Below are 19,158 nucleotides of genomic sequence, written 5' to 3' on the forward strand. Positions count from 1 at the left end.
GACGTGGGGTTGGCCGCCGGGTTCGGACGTGGGGTGGGCCGGCGGGTTCGTGGGTGGGGGGCCGGATCGCCCACTCTGGGCGGTCAGGCTTGATCCCGTCGTGGGCGACCCGGCCCCCCACCTGCTCGGGGTCGTCGTCCGCGGTCCCGTTCCGGCCGTACCCGGCATGAAAACGCGCGGCCCCGGACACCACGAGGGCGTCCGGGGCCGGTCGATCGAACTGGCGCGGGCTGGTGGCCGCTACAGGATGGTCCAGGTGTCGCCGGAGTTGAGCAGTTCGGCGAGCTGCCGCTCGGGCTCCGGCGCCGCCGTCCTGGCGCTCGCCACCTGGGCCTGCACGAGGCTGTCGTACGAGGGGCGCCGCACGTCGCGGAAGACCCCGATCGGCGTGTTGCGCAGGTCCTCGCCCGGTAGGCGGGAGAGCGCGAACGCGTACGCCGGGTCGGCGACGTTGGCGTCGTGCACCACGATCTCCTCCGGCGCCACGGAGCCGGTCTCGCGTACCTCCAGGCCGAAGCCGCCCGGCGGGTGCACCACGCAGAACTGCCCGTCCGCGCCGAAGGTGATCGGCTGCCCGTGCTCCAGCCGGATCAGGTAGTCGTCCCGGGTCGCCGGCTCCTTGAGCTGGTCGAACGCGCCGTCGTTGAAGATGTTGCAGTTCTGGTAGATCTCCACGAACGCCGAACCCTCGTGCTCGGCCGCCGCCCGCAGTACCGACTGGAGGTGCTTGCGGTCGGAGTCGATGGTGCGTGCCACGAAGCTCGCCTCGGCGCCGAGCGCCAGCGAGAGCGGGTTGAACGGCGAGTCCGCGGAGCCGACCGGGGTCGACTTGGTGATCTTGCCAAGCTCGGAGGTGGGCGAGTACTGGCCCTTGGTCAGCCCGTAGATCCGGTTGTTGAAGAGCAGGATCTTCAGGTTGACGTTGCGGCGCAGCGCGTGGATCAGGTGGTTGCCGCCGATCGAGAGCGCGTCGCCGTCACCGGTCACCACCCAGACCGACAGGTCCGGACGGGAGACGGAGAGGCCGGTGGCGATCGCCGGGGCGCGTCCGTGGATGGAGTGCACCCCGTAGGTGTTCATGTAGTACGGGAACCGGGACGAGCAGCCGATCCCGGAGACGAAGACGATCCGCTCGCGGGGGATCCCCAGCTCGGGCATGAACGACTGGACGGCGGCGAGGATGGCGTAGTCGCCGCAGCCCGGGCACCAGCGCACCTCCTGGTCGGACTTGAAGTCCTTGGCGGTGAGCTTCACGGCGACCGGTCCGGTACCCGTGCCGGCGCCTCCGTTGCGCGCCTCAGGCATTCTTCACTACCTCTTCCAGCATCGACTCCAGCTCGGCGGCGGTGAACGGCAGGCCGCGGACCTGGTTGTAGGGGATCGCGTCGACCAGGTAGCGGGCCCGGATCACCTGGGCGAGCTGGCCCAGGTTCATCTCCGGGATGACCACCCGGTCGTACGCCTTCAGCACCTCGCCCAGGTTGGCCGGCAGCGGCGCGAGGTGGCGCAGGTGCGCCTGCGCGACCGGCAGGCCCCGCTGGCGCAGGCCGCGGCAGGCGGCGCCGATCGGGCCGTAGGTGGAGCCCCAGCCGAGGACCAGGACGCGGGCGTCGCCGTCCGGGTCCTCCACCTCGACGTCGGGCACCGGGATGGCCTCGATGCGGGCCGCGCGGGTGCGGACCATGAAGTCGTGGTTGGCCGGGTCGTAGGAGATGTCACCGGTCTTGTCGGCCTTCTCCAGACCGCCGATGCGGTGTTCCAGGCCCGGGGTACCGGGGATCGCCCAGGGGCGGGCGAGCGTGGCCGGGTCCCGCAGGTACGGCAGGAACGTCTTGCCGTCCTCGCCGTTCGGCTCGGTGGCGAACTCGACCCGCAGGTCGGGCAGCGACTCGACGTCGGGCAGCAGCCACGGCTCCGAACCGTTCGCGACGTAGTTGTCGGAGAGCAGGATGACCGGGGTCCGGTAGGTCAGCGCGATCCGGGCCGCCTCAAGCGCCGCGTAGAAGCAGTCGGCGGGTGAGCGCGGCGCGATGACCGCCACCGGCGCCTCGCCGTGCCGGCCGTGCAGGGCCATGTTCAGGTCGGCCTGCTCGGTCTTGGTCGGCATGCCCGTCGAGGGCCCGGCCCGCTGCACGTCCACCACGACCAGCGGCAGCTCCAGCGCCACCGCCAGGGAGATGGTCTCGCCCTTGAGGGCGACGCCCGGGCCGCTGGTGGTGGTCACGCCGAGCGCGCCACCGTACGAGGCGCCCAGGGCCGCGCCGATCGCCGCGATCTCGTCCTCGGCCTGCATCGTCACGACGCCGAAGCGCTTGTGCTTGCTCAGCTCGTGCAGGATGTCCGAGGCCGGCGTGATCGGGTAGGCGCCGAGGAAGACCGGCAGCTTCGACCGTACGCCGGCGGCGACCAGCCCGAGGGAGAGCGCCGCGTTGCCGGTGATGTTGCGGTACGTGCCGGGGAGCATCCGGGCCGGCTTGACCTCGTACCGGACGGAGAAGTCTTCGGTGGTCTCGCCGAAGTTCCAGCCGGCCTTGAAGGCGGCGGTGTTGGCGGCGACCAGTTCGGGGCGCTTGGCGAACTTCCGTTCGAGGAAGCGGATGGTCGACTCGTACGGGCGGGAGTACATCCAGGAGAGCAGCCCCAGGGCGAACATGTTCTTCGCCCGCTCGGCGTCCTTCTTGGAGACGTCGAGCTCGGCCAGCGCGCCGACGGTCATCGAGGTGAGCGCGACGGGGTGCAGCGCGTACCCGTCGAGCGAGCCGTCCTCCAGCGGGCTGACCTCGTAGCCGACCTTGGCGAGGTTGCGCCGGGTGAACTCGTCGGTGTTGACGATGATGTCGGCGCCGCGCGGCAGGTCGGCGAGGTTGGCCTTGAGCGCGGCCGGGTTCATCGCGACCAGCACGTTCGGGGCGTCGCCGGGGGTGAGGATGTCGTAGTCGGCGAAGTGCACCTGGAAGCTGGAGACGCCCGGCAGGGTGCCGGCGGGCGCCCGGATCTCGGCCGGGAAGTTCGGCAGGGTGGAAATGTCGTTGCCCAGCTGCGCTGTCTCCGAGGTGAACCGGTCGCCGGTCAACTGCATGCCGTCGCCGGAGTCGCCGGCGAAGCGGATGACCACCCGATCGAGTTGACGGACCTGCTTCGTCACGGCTGCACCTCGCTCCGGTCAGCCCGGTGCGGATGGCTGAGTCCGTTGGTGTCCTCGCCTTGCCCAGCCACGTGAGACCTCCTTGAGCGCGCTGGTGGCGGCGTGCGGGGGATCCTGGCGGCAGTTCTCTCCGGCCCGCACTGCTCTATACCCCAGAGCCTACGTCGAATCCTTAGGTGAACCTTCCCCCTGCCCCGGTAAGTGGGACACGGGGTTCGGGTTATTTGTACCTATTTAGGCGGTCAAATGTCCCTCGCCCGTAATTGAAATCACCGCCACGGCAGCGCCGCGCGACCGCTCGCGCGCCAGAGGGCCAGCCGCCGCCGTACCGCCATCGGCAGCCACCGCCGGGCGATCGCCGGTACCCGCCCCCGCGCCGCCGAAACGGCCAACGCCAGCGCCAGCACGATGAGCAGCAGCGAGGCCGCGATCAGGCCGATGGCAGCGGTTCGGTCGACGGCCGGCGCCGGACCCGGGGCCAGCCCGCCGGCGGCCGGCGGGAGCACGCCCTCCGAGCCGGTCGGGGCCACCACCGGAACGATGTCACCGGCGCTCGCGGCGAGGATCCGGAAGCTGGTCCGCACCTGCCGGCTCGCGCCCGTACCGATGGTCAGCGTGCCGACCACCGCGCCCGAGAACGGCGCGGCGAGCTGGGTCTCCGCGTCGGCGGCGAGCGTGAGCCGCAGCGGGGAACTGGCGCCGGCCGCGACCATGCCCAGCTCGCACCGCGTCCGGTCGGCGGGGCCGGTGCGGCAGCCGGTGGGCGGCTCGACAACCGTGACCCCGGCCGGGAGCACCACCTCGACCGCCCCGGTCGCGGCGGCGTCGCCGGTGTTGCCGAGCCGGACGTCCAGCCCGGCGGGCTGTCCGGTGATGTCGAAGTTGACCTCGCTGGCCGACAGGGTCACCCCGGCCGTCGGCGGACCGGGCGGGAAGAGCACGGCGAAGCCCTCGCGCTCGGTGGCGGTACCCCGCTCGGGGTGCACCGGGTCGCGGGCGGTCACCCGGAGCGAGCCGCTCAGCGGCATCGCGCGCCAGGCGTCCCCGTCGACCCGTACCCGCAACCGGGTCTCGAACCGGGCGCCGGCCAGCACCGGCCAGGATCCGCACCGGTACTCGCGGTCGCCGGTCGCCGCGCAGCCCGGCGTACCGGCGTCGGCGAGCCCCGCCGGCAGCGTGTACCCGAGCTGGACGAGCTGGTTACCGTCGCCGGTGTTCGTCACGGTCACGGCGAGCTGGGCGGTCGTGCTCGGGGCCCGCCAGTAGTCCCCGTCGAGGACGATGTCGCCGGTGGTCACGGCGACGCCCAGCGCCCCCGGCCGGCCCCGGGTCGGCGGGGTCCGGTTCGGCGGCGCGCCGGTGGCCGGTGCGGTGGTCACCGGCGGGGGACCGGTCGGCGACGGGTCGCCGGTCGGTCCGGTCGGGTCCGGTACGTCGGGGGTGAGTTCGGGCTCCGGCGAGGCGGGCGACTCGGGCTCGGTGGCCAGCTCCGGGTCGGCGGCGGCCAACCCGACGTCGGCGGCGGCCAGCCGGGGCCGGTCCGGCCCGCGCTCGGCGGACTGCGCCGGCGCCCCGGCGAGCATCGCGAGGGCGAGGAGCGCGCTGGCGAGGCCGGACCCGAGCAGACGGCGGGCGTACCGCCGCCCGAGCGCGCGGCGAGCCCGGTCATGTCCGAGCGGGCGGCGGTCGCGTCTGAGCGGGCGGCGGGCGCGGTCGTGGCGCCGGCCGGAGCCGTACCCGCGCCGGACCGTACCGGTCGCGGGCAGGGGTGCCCGGCTCGGAGGGCGGGGCGCGGCGACGGGCATGGTTCCTCCCGAGATGAAGATCAAAGCCCATTATTCGGTGATGGTTGCCGTCGTGCACCAGTTGAGGAACAGAACGAATCGGTAACGCCCGCGAAACCTGTCGCTCGTTTCGGCCCGCGCCGGATCCGCCGGCGGCTCGACCGGCGCGGGGCGCGGGGCTCGACCGGCGCGGCGGTACCGGCTCGGCGGGCGTGACGCCCGGGGTTCGACCGGCGCGGTGGCGTCCGCGATTCGGTAGGCTCCGCCCATGGGCGGCTATCTGGGCTCCTACGCGACGCTCGGGCTGCTGCTGCTCGCCAGCGTCGTGGTCTTCGTCGGGGCGTTCTCCGCGAACCGGCTGTTGCGGCCGGCCCGGCCCGCCGAACCGGCCGGCAAGCGCGAGGCGTACGAGTGCGGGCTGGACCCGGTCGGCACCGACTGGGCGCAGGTGCAGATCCGCTACTACGTCTACGCGTACCTCTACGTGCTCTTCGCGGTCGAGGCGGTCTTCCTCTTCCCCTGGGCGGTGATTTTCGACCGGCCGGGATTCGGGCTCGTCACCGTCGTCGAGATGGGCGTCTTCGTCGCGGTGCTCGCGCTGGGGATCCTGTACGCCTGGCGGAAGAACGTACTGCGCTGGAGCGAGTGAGCGGCGGCGGGTAGTGCGCCGGCGCGGCCCACAGCGGGCGGGAGCGGGCGGCGGCGGGCGGGTGCGGTCGGCCGCGCCCCGGCGGTCAGGCGAGGGCGCGGCGGGAGACGGCCGGCGGCCGGTCGCCCCGGATCGAGGCGACCATGTCGAGCACCCGCCGGGTCGGGGCCACCTGGTGCGCCCGGAAGATCCGCGCACCCAGCCAGGCCGAGACCGCGGTGGCCGCGAGCGTCCCGTCCAGCCGCTGCTCGACGGGGAGGTCCAGGGTCTCGCCGACGAAGTCCTTGTTCGAGAGCGCCACCAGCACCGGCCAGCCGGTCTCGGTCAGCTCCGCCAACCGGCGGGTGATCTCCAAGGAGTGCCGGGTGTTCTTGCCGAAGTCGTGCGCCGGGTCGATGAGGATGCCGTCGGGGCGTACCCCGAGGGCCACCGCGCGCTCGGCGAGCCCGGTCACCTTCGTCACGACGTCGGCGACCACGTCGGCGAAGGCGGCCCGGTGCGGGCGGGTGCGCGGGGTGAGCCCGCCCGCGTGCGAGCAGACCAGCCCGGCGCCGGTCGCGGCGGCGACCTCCGCGAGGGCCGGGTCGGCGCCGGCCCAGGTGTCGTTGAGCAGGTCCGCCCCGGCGGCCACCGCCTCGGTCGCCACCTCGGCCCGCCACGTGTCGATCGAGATGACCACCTCGGGGAACTCGGCTCGGACCGAGGCGATGGTGCGTACCGTCCGCCGGATCTCCTCGGCCACGTCCACCTCCGCCCCGGGTCCGGCCTTGACCCCGCCGATGTCGATGATTCGGGCGCCCTCGGCCACGGCGCGCTCCACCGCGCGCAGCGCGCTCTCCTCGGCGAAGGTCGCGCCCCGGTCGAAGAAGGAGTCCGGCGTACGGTTCACGATCGCCATCACCGCCAGCTCGCCGGGGGCGAACGTCTGCCCGCCGAGCCGTAGCGTCCGCGCCATCCAGGACCTCCTCGGGCCGTGCGTTTTCTTGATCCGACGCTAGCCGCGCGGCGGTCGGGCCGGGGTCACCGGGGGCACGACGGCGCGCGGGGCCGGATCGGGTGGACCCGGTGCGAGGCGTACCGGTCGCCCGGGGTGGCGGGGTCGCCTGAGCCGTTCGGTCATGCCACCATCGGCGCATGGGTCAGCTCTTGCTCCTTCTGGTCGTGGCGTTGACCGTCGCGGCGGTCGTCTTCGGCGTGACGGTGCTCGTGACGGGCGGCGATCCGGGACTCGGGCCGGCCGAGCCCGACGCCCGATCCGTACCGTTGCCCGGCAACCGTCCGCTTCAGGAGTCCGACGTCGCCGACGTCCGTTTCGACACGGCGCTGCGCGGGTACCGGATGACGCAGGTCGATCAGGCGCTGCGCCGCGCGGCGTACGACATCGGCTACAAGGACGAGCTGATCGGTGTGCTGGAAGCGGAGGTCACCGCGTTGCGGGAGGGTCGTACCGCCGAGGCCGAGGAGCTGCGCCGGGCGCGCGAGGCCGCCCTGGTGCCCGCCGGCGCGGCCGGGGCCGCGTCCGCCGGCGCCGCCGGTACCGACGCGACCGCGGTCGCCAACGGCCGGGACCCGGAGGCCGCGACCGGCACCGCACCGCAGGAGCTGACCCGCGCGAGCGAGGTGGGCGCCGGGACCGCGGTCGAGGGCTCGCCGACGCCGGCCTCGCCGGAGCCGGGCATCCCGACGCCGGGCGCCCCGGAGTCGGGCGCCCCGGAGTCGGGCGTTACGGAGTCGGCCTCGCCGGCGTCGGGCGTCGCGGCGTCGGGTGCTCCGGAGGTCACCGCGGCGGACGGGGCGCCGGTGGCGGAGCCCGTGGCGCAGCCCGAGCCGGCGCGGGGTCGTCCGTCGCCGGAGGCGAACGTCGGGGAAGGCGCGGAGCGGGCGTGAGCGAGGGGCGCGCGTGAGCCGGGGGGACGGGCCGGACGGGCTCCGCTCGGCCGCGCAGCCCGGCGCGGGCGAGGTCACCGCGACCGTCATCGTGAACGCCCCGGCCGAGCGGGTGTTCGCCGGGTTCACCGACTGGGACCGCCAGGGCGAGTGGATCCCGTTCACCCGGGTGCGGGTGGTCGAGGGCGACGGTGGCGAGGGCAGCCTGGTCGAGGCGGTCACCGCGATCGGTCCGGCGGCGGTACGGGACGAGATGCGGGTGGTCCGGGTCGACCCGCCGTACGAGCTCCAGGTCGTCCACTGCGGACGGATGTTGCGCGGGCCGGGGGTGCTGCGCTGCACCCAGATGGGGCGGGACCGGACCCAGGTGGTCTGGCACGAGTGGTTCCACCTGCCCGGCGGACCGGCCGGCCGGGTGGCCTGGCCGGTGCTCTGGCCCGGTTCGAAGTTCGGGCTCACCCAGGCGTTGAAGCGGTTCGCCCGGCTCGTGGAGCAGGGAAAACTTCCCTGAAATCGCCGTTTCGCGCCGTTGTCCGGGTCCACCGGGTCGCCGGCTCGGCGCTGTCCCACCCCTGACCTACCGTTGTTGCCGTGACGGATCTGGTGACCGGCGCCGACGGGCTGTCCCGTTGCCGCTGGGGCGCGAGCAGCCCCGACTATGCCGAATACCACGACGAGGAGTGGGGCCGGCCGCTGCGCGGCGACGACGCCCTGTTCGAGCGGTTGACCCTGGAGGCGTTCCAGTCGGGGCTCTCCTGGCTGACCATCCTGCGGAAGCGGCCCGCGTTCCGCGCCGCGTTCGACCGTTTCCACATCGAGACGGTGGCGGGCTACGGCGAGCCGGAGGTGGCCCGACTGCTCGCCGACGCCGGGATCGTGCGGAATCGGGCGAAGATCGAGGCGGCGATCGCGAACGCCCGGGCGGCGCTCGACCTGCCGGACGGGCTGGCGAGCCTGCTCTGGTCCTTCGCTCCCGAGCCGGGTCGGGCCCGCCCCGCCACCCTGGCCGAGGTGCCCGCGACCACCCCCGAGTCGATCGCGATGGCCCGGGCCCTCAAGAAGCGGGGCTTCCGGTTCGTCGGCCCGACGACGGCGTACGCGCTGATGCAGGCGACCGGGATGGTCGACGACCACCTGGCGGGCTGTCACGTATCGAGCCGTTCGGCGGTCGTGATGGGATGACAGGCATGAGCGAGCGGATCAGTCAGCTTGACGCCTGGGCGGTGGTGGTGCCGGACGGGCGGTACGAGGCCGAGCGCCTGTTCCACCACGAGACGCTGGAGCTGCCCGACGTCGAGCGGGTCCGGCGGCCCGCCCCGGGCGACCCGGTGCTCGTGGTGACCGGGGACGACCCGCCGCTCGCGGTCGCCCTGGGCCGGGTGGCCCCGGCCGCGCCCGAGGAGCACGATCCCGACGACCCGCAGTCCGAGAACGGCACGGCGCCGCTCGTGGTGACCTACACCCGGCGGGCCTTCGACGAGCCGGTACCCGCCGAGCGGCTGGCGCTGGCCGGGCCGGTCACCCCGGTGGACCCGGCGCTCTACCGCGAGCTGGCCGACCGGATCGGGCCGCCCCCGCACGTCGACCGTTGGATGGTCAGCCTCGACCTGCCGATCGAGGCGTCGTCGCCGGCCGAGGCGGTACGCCTCTTCTGGTCGTACGTGATGGAGCTGGGCCCGCGCGAGCTGCCCGCGTTCGTCTCGCCGGCCGACGACGAGTTGGCCATGCAGGCGTTCGTGCTCGGCGCGGAGGCCAACCAGGACCCGGAAGAGGACGACGACTGACCCGGCCGGGCGAGGGCTGCCTCCGCCCGGCGTCAGCGCCCCTCGAAGACCGGCTTCTCCTTGTTCACGAAGGCGGCCGTGGCCGTCCGGTGGTCCGAGGTGGCGCCGCAGATCGACTGGGCCTGCGCCTCGGCGGCGAGCGCCTCCGAGAGGGTGCCGGCGTCGCCGACGGAGAGCTGTCGCTTGATCGCCCCGTACGCCACGGTCGGCCCGGCGGCGAGCCGGGCGGCCAGCTCCTGCGCGGTCGGGAGGACCAGCTCGTCGTCGTCCACCAGGCGGGTGAGCAGGCCCAGCCGGTGCGCCTCCGGGGCGGGCACGGGCTCGGCGAGCATCAGCAGCTCGACCGCCTTCGCGTGCCCGACCAGGCGGGGCAGCGACCACGAGGCGCCGGTGTCGGCGGCCAGGCCGACCTTCGCGAACGCCATGAGGAAGCTGGTCCGGGGGCCGCCGATCCGGAAGTCGGCCAGGAAGGCCAGCGAGGCGCCGGCGCCCGCGGCCATCCCGCGTACCGCCGCGACCACCGGCTTCGGCAGGTTTGCCAGCCGCGCCGCGATGGGGTTGTAGTGCGCCCGTACCGTGCCGAGCGGGTCCGGACCGCCGCCCTCCAGCGTGGCGACGTGCTCGCGCAGGTCCTGCCCGGCGGAGAAGGCGTTTCCCGCACCGGTGAGCACCACGGCCCGGCAGGAGCGGTCGCTCTCCAGGGCGGTGAGGGTTTCCCGCAGCGCCTCCTTCAGCGCCACATCGAGCGCGTTCATCGCCGAGGGCCGGTTCAGGGTCAGCGTGACGACGGCGTCCGTCCGGTCGATGAGCAACGGCTCGGTCACAATTTCAACGCCCCTTCTGTCGGAGATTCCTGGCACCGCCGTCGAGGCACTGCTCGACGTAGCGGTCCGCCGCCGGCCGCAGCCGGGCCGCGTGGCGGTCGAAGAAGGCCGCGGCACTCGCGCCGGGCCAACGGTCGGGGAGCAGCGCCGGGGGCAGCTGCGGATCACGGAAGAGGAACGTGCGCCAGGCGTGCACCAGCCGGAACCGCGCCGCGTACGCGTCCTCGTCGTCGCTGCGTACGGTCACCGCGGCGAGCAGGGGCCGCTGCTCGGCGACGAACTGCTCGTACGCCCTGCCGATCTCGGCCAGGTCCCAGGCCCGCCGGACCACCGCCATGGCGCCGCTGGTGCCGCCGGCGTGCGCGGCCGTGAAGCGCTCGTAGCGCACGCCCGCCTCGGCGAGCACGCCGTCGATGTCCTCGCCCGGGCGGGTCGCCACCCAGGTCTGCTCGTCGAGCATTCCGTAGCCGAGGTAGGTGAGGTTGGCGCCGAGGCGCTGGCGGTCCCGGCGGGCGGTGGGTGCCTCCAGCACGATCAGGTCGAACCGCCCGTCCCAGCCGGTTTTCGCCGTGCGGTAGATGCGGGCGGCCGCCTCGTCCAATCGCCGCGCGGCCTTCGGAGTGATTAGATATCCGGGTCCGGCGGAAAGCCGGAGCGGATGCAACCAACCTTGCCGCACCATGCGGGAGACCGCCGTCCGTACCGCGGGGGGCGCGATGCCGAGTGGTGCAAGCAGCTTGACCAGGGCGGCGACCGGTGCGCGACCACCCCGGGGACGGAGATAGTCGCCGTACAGGTCGAAGAGAGCCGACCGTGCCTGCATGACCGCACATTGTGACAGGCCCTAGCAAGATATGCTAGCTGCTGTTACATCAATGCTGGTTCGGTTTGGGTCCGGCGGTGTTCATCAGGGAAAATCGTTGGTCGACACCGCGGGTCGTGAGCGCGGTGGTCTGCGACGAAGAGGCTGTGGGGCAACTTACCGACCCTGGTGTAGGTCTGAGGGGAGACAACATGGCGGCGATGAAGCCGCGGACGGGCGACGGTCCGCTGGAGGTCACCAAGGAGGGCCGGGGCATCGTCATGCGGGTTCCGCTGGAGGGTGGTGGCCGGCTCGTCGTCGAGATGACTCCCGACGAGGCCAACGCGCTCGGTGACGCGCTGAAGGCCGCCGCCGGCTAACAGATCAACGAACGGTCCGGGTGCGGCGACGCGCCCGGACCGTTCGTCAGTCGCGGCCGGCCGCGCTCGACGGATCCACCGGTACGACGGAACCGCCGCGACCCCGCTCCCGCTCTTCGAGATCTTCCTGGAGGTACGGTCGGCGTGCTGGCCATCCGTCTCGTGACCAGTTTCGACGGGATCGGCGCCCTCGCGCTGCCGACCCGGCTCACCGGCGCCCCGCCGACCGACCCGCCCCCGCCGGGCGGTTCGGGCGGCGACGGGCCGCCCGGCGAGCCGGCCGAGACCCCGATGCTGGTGGAGACCGCGCCGGCCGCGCCCGCCGAGGTCCGGGACGAGGCCGCCGCGCTGGTGCCCGAGATCGAGCGGATCGGCCGGGCCGGCAGCGTCCACCGCGCCCTCCGCCCGGCGCGGACCCCGAGCCGGCTGTTCCTCCTGGGCGTGGGCGGCGGCGACGAGGCGGACTGGCGGGCCGCCGGCGCCGCCCTGGCCCGGGCCGGTTCGGCTGAGACTTCGATCACGCTAGCGATGCCCGCCGATCTGGCGCCCGCGGCGGTACGCGGCGTCGCTGAGGGGATCTGGCTCGCCTCGTACCGGTTCCGGATGCCCGACGCGCCGGCGGAGCAGGACGCGCCGGCCCTCGCCGAGGTGCTGCTGGCGGTCGCCGACCCCGCCCCGTACGCGGAGGCGCTCGCCACGGCCGAGGCGACCGCGGCGGCGACCCGACTGGCCCGGGACCTGACCAACACCCCGTCCTCGCTGAAGAGCCCCGCGTGGCTCGCCGAGCAGATCACCACGGCGGCGGCCGGGCGGGACGGGCTGACCGTACGGGTCCGCGAGCCGGAACAGCTCGCCGCCGAGGGCTTCGGCGGCATCCTCGCGGTCGGCCGCGGCTCGGCCCGTGGGCCGCGGCTGGTGCAGCTCAGCTACGCGCCGGCCGGCGCCAGGACGCACGTGGTGCTGGTCGGCAAGGGCATCACCTTCGACACCGGCGGCATCTCGATCAAGCCCCGGGACGCGATGAAGCTGATGCGCAAGGACATGGCGGGCGCCGCAGCCGTCCTGGCCGCCACCCTCGGCGCCGCCGCGCTGGGGCTGCCGGTGCGGATCACCACGCTCGCCCCGCTCGCGGAGAACATGCTGAGCGGTTCGGCGTTCCGCCCCGGTGACGTCGTCCGCCACTACGGCGGCGTGACGAGCGAGACCACCAACTCGGACGCCGAGGGGCGGCTCGTGCTCGCCGACGCGCTCGCGTACGCGGTGGAGCGGCTGGAACCCGACTTCCTGATCGATCTCGCCACGCTCACGGGGGCCAACGCGGTCGCGCTCGGCAAACGGACGGGCGCGCTCTACAGCGACAGCGACGAACTCGCCGGCGCCCTGCTCGCCGCCGCCGACGAGACGGGCGAGGCCGCCTGGCGGATGCCGCTGCCGGCGGACTACCTGGAGTACCTCGGCAGCGAGGTGGCCGACCTGTTCAGCGCGCCGGACCGGGGCGCCGGTTCGGTGGTGGCCGCGCTCTACCTGCGCGAGTTCGCCGGGGAACTGCGCGACCGGTGGCTGCACATCGACATGTCGGCACCGTCCTGGAGCGACTCGGCGGACGGGGTGCTGACCCGGGGCGCCACCGGCTGGGGCGTACGGGTCCTGCTGCGCTGGCTCGCCACCCTGTAGCCGCGCCGCGCCGCGCCGCCCGGCGCGCCGGGGCCGGCCGCCGCGCGCCAGGGCCCGGGCGGCGGGCGTCCGGGCGGCGGGCGACGGCTACTTCTTCACGGCGACCAGCAGCCCTTCGCCGGTGGGCAGGAGGGCGGGGGTCCACTCCTCCGACTCGCGTACCCCCTTCACCACCTCCCGTACCGTGACGGTCTCCCGGTCGCGGGCGGCCGGGTCGCCGATCCGGCCGCCCGCGAGCGCGCCGTGCACGGCGAGCACCCCGCCGGTACGCAGCAGCCGGTGCGCCGCGTCGACGCAGGCGCTGTTCTCGGCGGTGTCGGCGTCGACGAAGACCATGTCGTAGACGCCGTCGGCCAGCCGCGGCAGGACGTCGAGCGCCCGTCCGGTGATGATGCGGGTCCGGCCGGCGGGAAAGCCGGCCTCCAGGAAGATGCGCCGGGCGATCCGCTGGTGCTCGGACTCGACGTCGATCGTCGTCAGTACGCCGTCGGCGCGCATGCCGCGCAGCAGCCAGACCCCGCTCACCCCCGTCCCGGTGCCGATCTCCACCACCGCGCGTGCGCTGCCGGCGGCCGCCAGCAGGCGCAACGCGGCGCCCGCGCCGGGGGTCACCGCCGCCAGCCCGACCTCGTCGGCGAGGCTGCGCGCGGTACGGAGCACGAGATCCTCGGCGACGTAGGTCTCGGTGAATTGGAGTGCCTGGGGGGTCATCGTGTTGACTGACCTGGCGACCGTGGCGATGGGACACCTCCGGACAGCGGGAGCGGCAGGGCGGGTTGCGGGTACGAGCCTAAGCGTGGTGCTGCGTGATCGGCAGCGGTGACCGGGCCGCCGCCGCCTGGCCGAGGCAACCGCCGAATGGTCTTCAGCCATCCGTGCAATCCTGGATGCGGAAACCCGGACGGCGCGCTCGATACGGGTATTGTCCGGCGACGGCGCGGCGCCGGGTTTCCGGGGGACGGACTGGGAGGCACCGAACGTGACCGACGGCTGGAACTGGCGCCAGCCCGGCGGTACCCCGGCAGCGGCGGGAGCGCCGCCGACCGCGGGGGCGCCGGCAGTATCTGGTGGTACCGGGACGGGAACACCGGCCTCCGGCGGCACACCGGCATCGGGCCCTTCGCCCTGGTGGTCGGACGCGCTGGGTGACCCGTGGCGCGACCCGTACGCGCACGCCGCCGTGGTGCTGACGCCGACCGTCGAGGCCGCGGCGCCCGAGCCGGTGACCGATCCGGACGCGCCGGGGCCGCGCGGGCTGCGGCCGTTCCTGCTCATCTCGGTGATCACCGCGGTGCTCGCCGGCTCGCTCGGCGGGGCGCTCGGCTACGCGTTCGCGGTGCGCGGCGGCGCCGGCGCGGCGGTACTGGGCGCGGCGGGCGGCAACGAGGCGCCCGGGTTGGCGCAGCGGCGCCCCGAGTCGCTCGCCGGGGTGGCCGAGCGGATGCTGCCGAGCGTGGTGACCGTACGGGCCAACGCCGGCGGCGGGACCAGTCTCGGCTCCGGCTTCGTGGCCAGCTCCGACGGGTACGTGATCACGAACGACCACGTGGTGGCCGGCTCCACCGGCCCGGTGACCGTCGTCTTCACCGACGGCTCGACCTCGACCGCCAGCGTGGTGGGGCACGACGCCGAGTCGGACATCGCCGTGATCAAGACGAGCCGCGACGGTCTGCAGCCGGTGGAGTTCGGCGACTCCGAGGCGATCGCGGTCGGCGATCCGGTGCTCGCCTTCGGTTCGCCGCTGTCGCTGGCGAACACGGTCACCGCGGGCATCGTGAGCGCGCTGGACCGGACCATCCAGGCGGGCGAGCCGGGCGGGCCGACCCGGTACTACGCGGCGATCCAGACCGACGCCGCGGTCAACCAGGGCAACTCCGGCGGCCCGCTGGTGGACGGCGCCGGCCGGGTGATCGGCGTCAACTCGGTGATCAAGTCGTTGGCCACCGACGACCAGGAGGCCGGCAACATCGGTCTCGCCTTCGCCATCCCGATCAACCAGGCGAAGCGGATCACCCAGGACATCATCGGTACCGGCCGGGCGCGGCGCACGGTGATCGGCGCCCAGGTCACCTCCGCGGGTAGCGGGGTCAACGCGGGCGTACGCCTCAGCTCGGTCGACTCGGGCGGCCCGGCGGCCGAGGCGGGGCTGCGCGCGGGGGACGTGATCCTCAAGCTCGACGGCCGGCCGCTGGAGGAGCCGGGCGATCTGATCGCGCTGGTGCGCAAGTTCGCGCCCGGTTCGGTGGTGACGGTGGAGTTTCGGCGGGGTAGCGCCCGGCAGAACGCCTCGGTGACCCTGGCCGCCGATGCCAAGTAACCACCCTTTACCCCCTGCCATCTTCCCAGCCGACGTGCGTACGCTTGCCCTCGAACGGCATGAGGAGGCGGGCGGGTGTTCGAGAACCTGAACTGGTGGGAGATCGGTGCGCTGCTGCTGCTGGCGCTGCTGATCTTCGGCGACCGACTGCCGAACGTGATCAACGACGGCCTGCGGATGGTGCGGAACCTGCGCAACATGGCGCGGAACGCGACCGGTGACCTCAGCCGCGAGCTGGGCACCGACATCCAGCTCGAGGACCTGCACCCGAAGGCGTTCATCCGCAAGCACCTGCTCAGCGAGGAGGACGAGCAGGCGCTGCGCAAGCCGCTGCAGGGGGTCTACGACGACCTGCGCAAGGACCTCACCGGCGTGCACAACGAACTCAAGGACGTGGCGTCGGCCGCGGACCTGCGCTCGGGCGGGCGCACCGGCGGTACGGGCGGCCAGAACGGCTCGACCCCGGCGAGCGGTACGGGCACCGCGAGCACCACGCCGCAGAGCGGCGGCGGTGCCTCCCAGGGCCTCGACCTCGACGCCACCTGACCGCGCCGCGGGTCATGGTGGTGACCCGCGACCGACCTCAGCGGCCCGCGGGGCGCAGCCCGAGCGGCTTCCCGATCAGCGACTCGCGCCGTAGCGCGAGCCGGTCGGCGACCGCGGTGAGCGCGGCGGCGGCCGGCGCGTCCGGCTCGGCGAGCACGATCGGGGTGCCGGCGTCGCCGGCCTCGCGTACCCGGGTGTCGAGCGGGATCTGGCCCAGCAGCGGCACCTGGGCGCCGACCACCCGGGTCAGCGACTCGGCCACGGCCGCGCCGCCACCGGCACCGAAGATCTCCATCCGGGAGCCGTCCGGCAGCTCCAGCCACGACATGTTCTCGACCACCCCGACCAGGCGCTGGTGCGTCTGTAGCGCGATGGCGCCGGCCCGCTCGGCCACCTCGGCGGCGGCGGTCTGCGGGGTGGTGACCACCAGGATCTCGGCGCTGGGCAGCAGTTGGGCCAGCGAGATCGCCACGTCGCCGGTGCCCGGGGGCAGGTCGAGCAGGAGCACGTCCAGGTCGCCCCAGTAGACGTCGGCCAGGAACTGCTGCAACGCCCGGTGCAGCATCGGGCCGCGCCAGACCACCGCGGCGTTGCCGTCGGTGAACATGCCGATCGAGATGACCTTCACGCCGTGCGACTGCGGAGGCATGATCATGTCCTCGACCCGGGTCGGGCGGGCCTCGGTACCGAGCATGCGCGGCACGGAGTGGCCGTAGATGTCGGCGTCGACCACGCCCACCGAGAGGCCGCGCGCGGCCAGCGCGGCGGCGAGGTTGACCGTGACGCTGGACTTGCCCACCCCGCCCTTGCCGCTCGCCACGGCGTAGACCCGGGTACGGGAACCGGGCTGGGCGAACGGGATCACCGGCTCCTCGGTGGCGCCGCCGCCGCGCAGCCGGGCCTGCAGCGACTGGCGCTGCTCGGGGCTCATCACGCCGAATTCGATCTCCACGCCGGTCACCCCGGGCACGGCGGCGACGGCGGCGGTGATGTCGCTGCGAAGTTTGTCCCGGAGCGGGCAGCCGGCGACGGTGAGGAGGATCTCCACGCGTACCACGCCGTCCGGGCCGGCCACCGCGGAGCGCACCATGCCCAGCTCGGTGATGGGTCGACGGATCTCCGGGTCATCTACGGTCGCCAGGGCGGCCTGGAGCGCGTCTTCGATGGTGCTGGCGGGTGCAGACATGTGCGTAATGCTACGTCGCGTGGGTTCGCCGATTACCCGGCACGAGCCGGATGTGAGCGAGCCGATGGCGCGACACACCGGCTGAGTGGCGGCGGGCCCGGCTGGGTAGGTCGCCCGTGCCCCGGGGGTGGGCATTCGGAAAATGTCGATTGAGGGTGGACGTCGCGCCCGCCCCGGTGCGACGATCGGTCCAGACCGCCGCGCGCCTGGCCCCTTGAGGCGCGCGGCGGTCTTTTACACCGCCCGGGTCAGTCGGTGTCGACGTCGTCGTGGGGCTCCTCGCCCGGCCCCGCGGCCGCGCCGTCGACCGCGCGCCGGCCCGCCCGTTCGAGCTCCTTGCGCTGCCGCTTCAACTCCAGCCGGATCCGGCGCTGGGCCTGCTCGTCCAGCTCCTCGGCGAGCCGGGCGAGCTCGGAGCGGATGAAGTCCCGGGTGGCGACCTCGCCGACCGCGATCCGCAACGAGGCGATCTCCCGCGACAGGTACTCGGTGTCCGCCTTCTGCATGGCCGCCCGCCGGCGGTCCTCCTCCATCGCGAGCCGGTCCCGGTCGGCCTGCCGGTTCTGTGCGAGCAGGATCAGTGGCGCCGCGTAGGACGCCTGCAGCGAGAGGATCAGGGTGAGGAAGGTGAAGGTGTACGGGTCGAAGCGCAGGTTCGGCGGGGCCAGCGTGTTCCAGCCGAGCCAGGCCCCGATGACCAGGGTCATGTAGACGATGAACTTGGCCGTCCCCATGTTCCGCGCGATCGTCTCCGACCAGCGGCCGAACGCCTCGGGGTCGAAGCGGGGGAGGTTGACGCGGCGGGGCTCGCGGGGCTGGTCGAGTCGCTCGGTCCGGCGGGGCTCAGCCATCGGACTCGCCCGTCGCCGGGGCCTCCCGGTCCCGCTCGCGCCAGTCGCGCGGCAACGTCTGGTCCAGTACGTCGTCGACGGTGACCGCGCCGACCAGCCGGTTCGTGGCGTCGATCACCGGCATGCCGACGAGGTCGTACGTGGCCATCCGCCGGGTTATCTCCGGTAGCGGCGTGGCCGGCTGGAGCGGGTCTATGTCGTTCACCACCACCGCGCCGAGCAGCTCCGCCGGGGGCTCGCGGAGCAGCCGCTGGAAGTGGACCATGCCGAGGTACCGGCCGGTCGGGGTGGCCAGCGGGGCGCGGGTGACGAAGACCTGTGCCGCCACCGCCGGGGAGAGCTGCGCCTCGCGGATCCGGGCGAGCGCCTCGGCCACCGTGGCGTCCGGCGGGAGGATGACCGGCTCCGAGGTCATCACGCTGCCGGCGGTACCGGGCTTGTACTTGAGCAGCTGGCGCACCGGGTCGGCCTCGTCCGGCTCCATCAGGTCCAGCAGCACGTCCTGCTCCGGCGGCGGCAGCTCGCTGAGCAGGTCGGCCGCGTCGTCCGGGTCCATCTCCTCCAGGATGTCGGCGGCCCGCTCCCGGCCCAGCGCCGAGAGGATCTCCACCTGGTCGTGCTCCGGCAGCTCGCTCAGCACGTCGGCGAGGCGCTCGTCGTCCAGCGCCGCGGCCACCTCGTTGCGCCGGGCGTCCGGCAGGTCCTGCAACGCGTTCGCCAGGTCCGCCGGGCGCATGTCGGCCAGCACGGCGAGCAGGCTGGCGGTGCCCCGGGTCTCCGGTAGGCCGATCAGCCCGCCCGCCCGCTCCCACTCCAGTTGGTGCAGGTGACCGCGCCGGCCGAGGCGACCCGTCTGTTCCCGTACGGCGACCCGGGTCAGCGACCACTCGCCGCCACGGCTGCTCTCCATCGCCACGTCCACCACGATGCCGGTACGCCCGGTCGGCTCGATCCGCACCCGCCGGTCCAGCAGCTCCTGCAGGACCAGCAGCTCGCTCGGGCGCTTCTCGAACCGCCGGAGGTTCAGCGTGCCGGTGCCGAGCACCACCGAGTCCGCGTCGATGGAGGTGACCCGGTTGATGGAGAGGAAGATCCTCCGGCGCAGCGGCATCTCGGCGACCAGGCCGACCACCTGGGGCGGCTGACCGCTCGCCCGGAGCCGGGCCACCGCGTCGCGGACCCGGCCCACCTGGTCGCCGTTGGGGTCGAAGACGGTGAGCCCGGCGAGTCTGGCGATGTACACCCGGGTCGGCGTGGTCACGGCACCAGCCTAGGTGCTGCCGAGTGGATCTGCTGCCGGCCCACGTGCTGCCGAGTGGATCTGCTGCC

19 protein-coding genes are annotated in these 19,158 nt (G+C 73.8%); 9 read left to right on the forward strand and 10 right to left on the reverse strand.

The genetic code is table 11. The annotated features are described in order from the left end of the window. Positions 1-240: 240 nt before the first annotated feature. The 3 genes from AB0J86_RS28255 to AB0J86_RS28265 form a co-directional block, all read right to left on the reverse strand. A complete protein-coding gene (locus tag AB0J86_RS28255; protein ID WP_363860659.1) occupies positions 241-1,305 on the reverse strand; it encodes a 2-oxoacid:ferredoxin oxidoreductase subunit beta in 1,065 nt (354 codons plus the stop codon). After that, positions 1,298-3,145 carry a 2-oxoacid:acceptor oxidoreductase subunit alpha gene (locus tag AB0J86_RS28260; protein WP_363860660.1) on the reverse strand — a complete coding sequence of 616 codons (1,848 nt, stop codon included), beginning with the start codon at positions 3,143-3,145 and terminating at the stop codon, positions 1,298-1,300. Before AB0J86_RS28260 ends, AB0J86_RS28255 begins: the two co-directional genes overlap by 8 nt. A gap of 269 nt (positions 3,146-3,414) precedes the next feature. Then, on the reverse strand, positions 3,415-4,950 hold the full coding sequence (locus AB0J86_RS28265; RefSeq protein WP_363860661.1) for a hypothetical protein: 1,536 nt from the start codon (positions 4,948-4,950) through the stop codon (positions 3,415-3,417). A gap of 247 nt (positions 4,951-5,197) precedes the next feature. Between AB0J86_RS28265 and ndhC the strand changes: the two genes are divergently transcribed. Continuing rightward, positions 5,198-5,578, forward strand: coding sequence for an NADH-quinone oxidoreductase subunit A (ndhC, locus tag AB0J86_RS28270; protein WP_363860662.1), 381 nt, complete (start codon positions 5,198-5,200; stop codon positions 5,576-5,578). 85 nt (positions 5,579-5,663) lie between these two features. Here the strand turns inward: ndhC and folP are convergent, their stop codons facing one another. Beyond that, on the reverse strand, positions 5,664-6,533 hold the full coding sequence (gene folP / locus AB0J86_RS28275; protein ID WP_363860663.1) for a dihydropteroate synthase: 870 nt from the start codon (positions 6,531-6,533) through the stop codon (positions 5,664-5,666). A gap of 179 nt (positions 6,534-6,712) precedes the next feature. Here folP and AB0J86_RS28280 point away from each other — a divergent pair, with 179 nt between their 5' ends. From AB0J86_RS28280 to AB0J86_RS28295, 4 genes are all read left to right on the forward strand, one after another. Continuing rightward, on the forward strand, positions 6,713-7,465 hold the full coding sequence (locus AB0J86_RS28280) for a DivIVA domain-containing protein (RefSeq protein ID WP_363860664.1): 753 nt from the start codon (positions 6,713-6,715) through the stop codon (positions 7,463-7,465). 13 nt (positions 7,466-7,478) lie between these two features. Next, positions 7,479-7,976: an SRPBCC family protein gene (locus AB0J86_RS28285; protein WP_363860665.1), complete on the forward strand. Its 498-nt coding sequence runs from the start codon at positions 7,479-7,481 to the stop codon at positions 7,974-7,976. An 80-nt stretch (positions 7,977-8,056) separates the two neighbouring features. Next, positions 8,057-8,647 carry a DNA-3-methyladenine glycosylase I gene (locus AB0J86_RS28290; protein ID WP_363860666.1) on the forward strand — a complete coding sequence of 197 codons (591 nt, stop codon included), beginning with the start codon at positions 8,057-8,059 and terminating at the stop codon, positions 8,645-8,647. Between the two features lie 5 nt (positions 8,648-8,652). Next, the gene (locus AB0J86_RS28295) at positions 8,653-9,249 is read left to right on the forward strand and encodes a hypothetical protein (RefSeq protein ID WP_363860667.1); all 597 of its coding nucleotides are present in this window, start codon (positions 8,653-8,655) and stop codon (positions 9,247-9,249) included. A 32-nt stretch (positions 9,250-9,281) separates the two neighbouring features. Here the strand turns inward: AB0J86_RS28295 and AB0J86_RS28300 are convergent, their stop codons facing one another. Both AB0J86_RS28300 and AB0J86_RS28305 read right to left on the reverse strand, forming a co-directional pair. Then, a complete protein-coding gene (locus AB0J86_RS28300) occupies positions 9,282-10,073 on the reverse strand; it encodes an enoyl-CoA hydratase-related protein (protein WP_363860668.1) in 792 nt (263 codons plus the stop codon). A 4-nt stretch (positions 10,074-10,077) separates the two neighbouring features. Next, the gene (locus tag AB0J86_RS28305) at positions 10,078-10,896 is read right to left on the reverse strand and encodes a PaaX family transcriptional regulator C-terminal domain-containing protein (RefSeq protein ID WP_363860670.1); all 819 of its coding nucleotides are present in this window, start codon (positions 10,894-10,896) and stop codon (positions 10,078-10,080) included. A gap of 191 nt (positions 10,897-11,087) precedes the next feature. Between AB0J86_RS28305 and AB0J86_RS28310 the strand changes: the two genes are divergently transcribed. Together AB0J86_RS28310 and AB0J86_RS28315 are read left to right on the forward strand one after the other, a co-directional pair. Continuing rightward, a complete protein-coding gene (locus tag AB0J86_RS28310; RefSeq protein ID WP_007455245.1) occupies positions 11,088-11,255 on the forward strand; it encodes a DUF3117 domain-containing protein in 168 nt (55 codons plus the stop codon). A 144-nt stretch (positions 11,256-11,399) separates the two neighbouring features. Further along, on the forward strand, positions 11,400-12,929 hold the full coding sequence (locus AB0J86_RS28315) for a M17 family metallopeptidase (RefSeq protein ID WP_363860671.1): 1,530 nt from the start codon (positions 11,400-11,402) through the stop codon (positions 12,927-12,929). Between the two features lie 87 nt (positions 12,930-13,016). Here AB0J86_RS28315 and AB0J86_RS28320 read toward each other — a convergent pair whose 3' ends face one another. Beyond that, positions 13,017-13,640 (reverse strand): O-methyltransferase, encoded by a 624-nt coding sequence (locus tag AB0J86_RS28320; protein WP_363860672.1) that lies wholly within the window; start codon positions 13,638-13,640, stop codon positions 13,017-13,019. A 268-nt stretch (positions 13,641-13,908) separates the two neighbouring features. Between AB0J86_RS28320 and AB0J86_RS28325 the strand changes: the two genes are divergently transcribed. Both AB0J86_RS28325 and AB0J86_RS28330 read left to right on the forward strand, forming a co-directional pair. Continuing rightward, entirely contained in the window at positions 13,909-15,246 is a 1,338-nt protein-coding gene (locus tag AB0J86_RS28325) for a trypsin-like peptidase domain-containing protein (RefSeq protein WP_363860673.1), read from the forward strand. Between the two features lie 75 nt (positions 15,247-15,321). Then, on the forward strand, positions 15,322-15,792 hold the full coding sequence (locus AB0J86_RS28330) for a preprotein translocase subunit TatB (protein ID WP_363860674.1): 471 nt from the start codon (positions 15,322-15,324) through the stop codon (positions 15,790-15,792). A gap of 37 nt (positions 15,793-15,829) precedes the next feature. On the opposite strand, the gene AB0J86_RS28335 is transcribed toward AB0J86_RS28330, so the two are convergent. From AB0J86_RS28335 to AB0J86_RS28345, 3 genes are all read right to left on the reverse strand, one after another. Beyond that, complete coding sequence (locus AB0J86_RS28335) at positions 15,830-16,978, reverse strand: P-loop NTPase (RefSeq protein ID WP_363860675.1); 1,149 nt, start codon at positions 16,976-16,978, stop codon at positions 15,830-15,832. 248 nt (positions 16,979-17,226) lie between these two features. Beyond that, the gene (locus tag AB0J86_RS28340) at positions 17,227-17,829 is read right to left on the reverse strand and encodes a DUF1003 domain-containing protein (RefSeq protein WP_363860676.1); all 603 of its coding nucleotides are present in this window, start codon (positions 17,827-17,829) and stop codon (positions 17,227-17,229) included. After that, positions 17,822-19,090: a CBS domain-containing protein gene (locus AB0J86_RS28345; protein WP_363860678.1), complete on the reverse strand. Its 1,269-nt coding sequence runs from the start codon at positions 19,088-19,090 to the stop codon at positions 17,822-17,824. Before AB0J86_RS28345 ends, AB0J86_RS28340 begins: the two co-directional genes overlap by 8 nt. Positions 19,091-19,158: the final 68 nt, after the last annotated feature.

This window comes from Micromonospora sp. NPDC049559 (genome assembly GCF_040676675.1).
Taxonomy (GTDB): Bacteria; Actinomycetota; Actinomycetes; order Mycobacteriales; family Micromonosporaceae; genus JBFAPK01.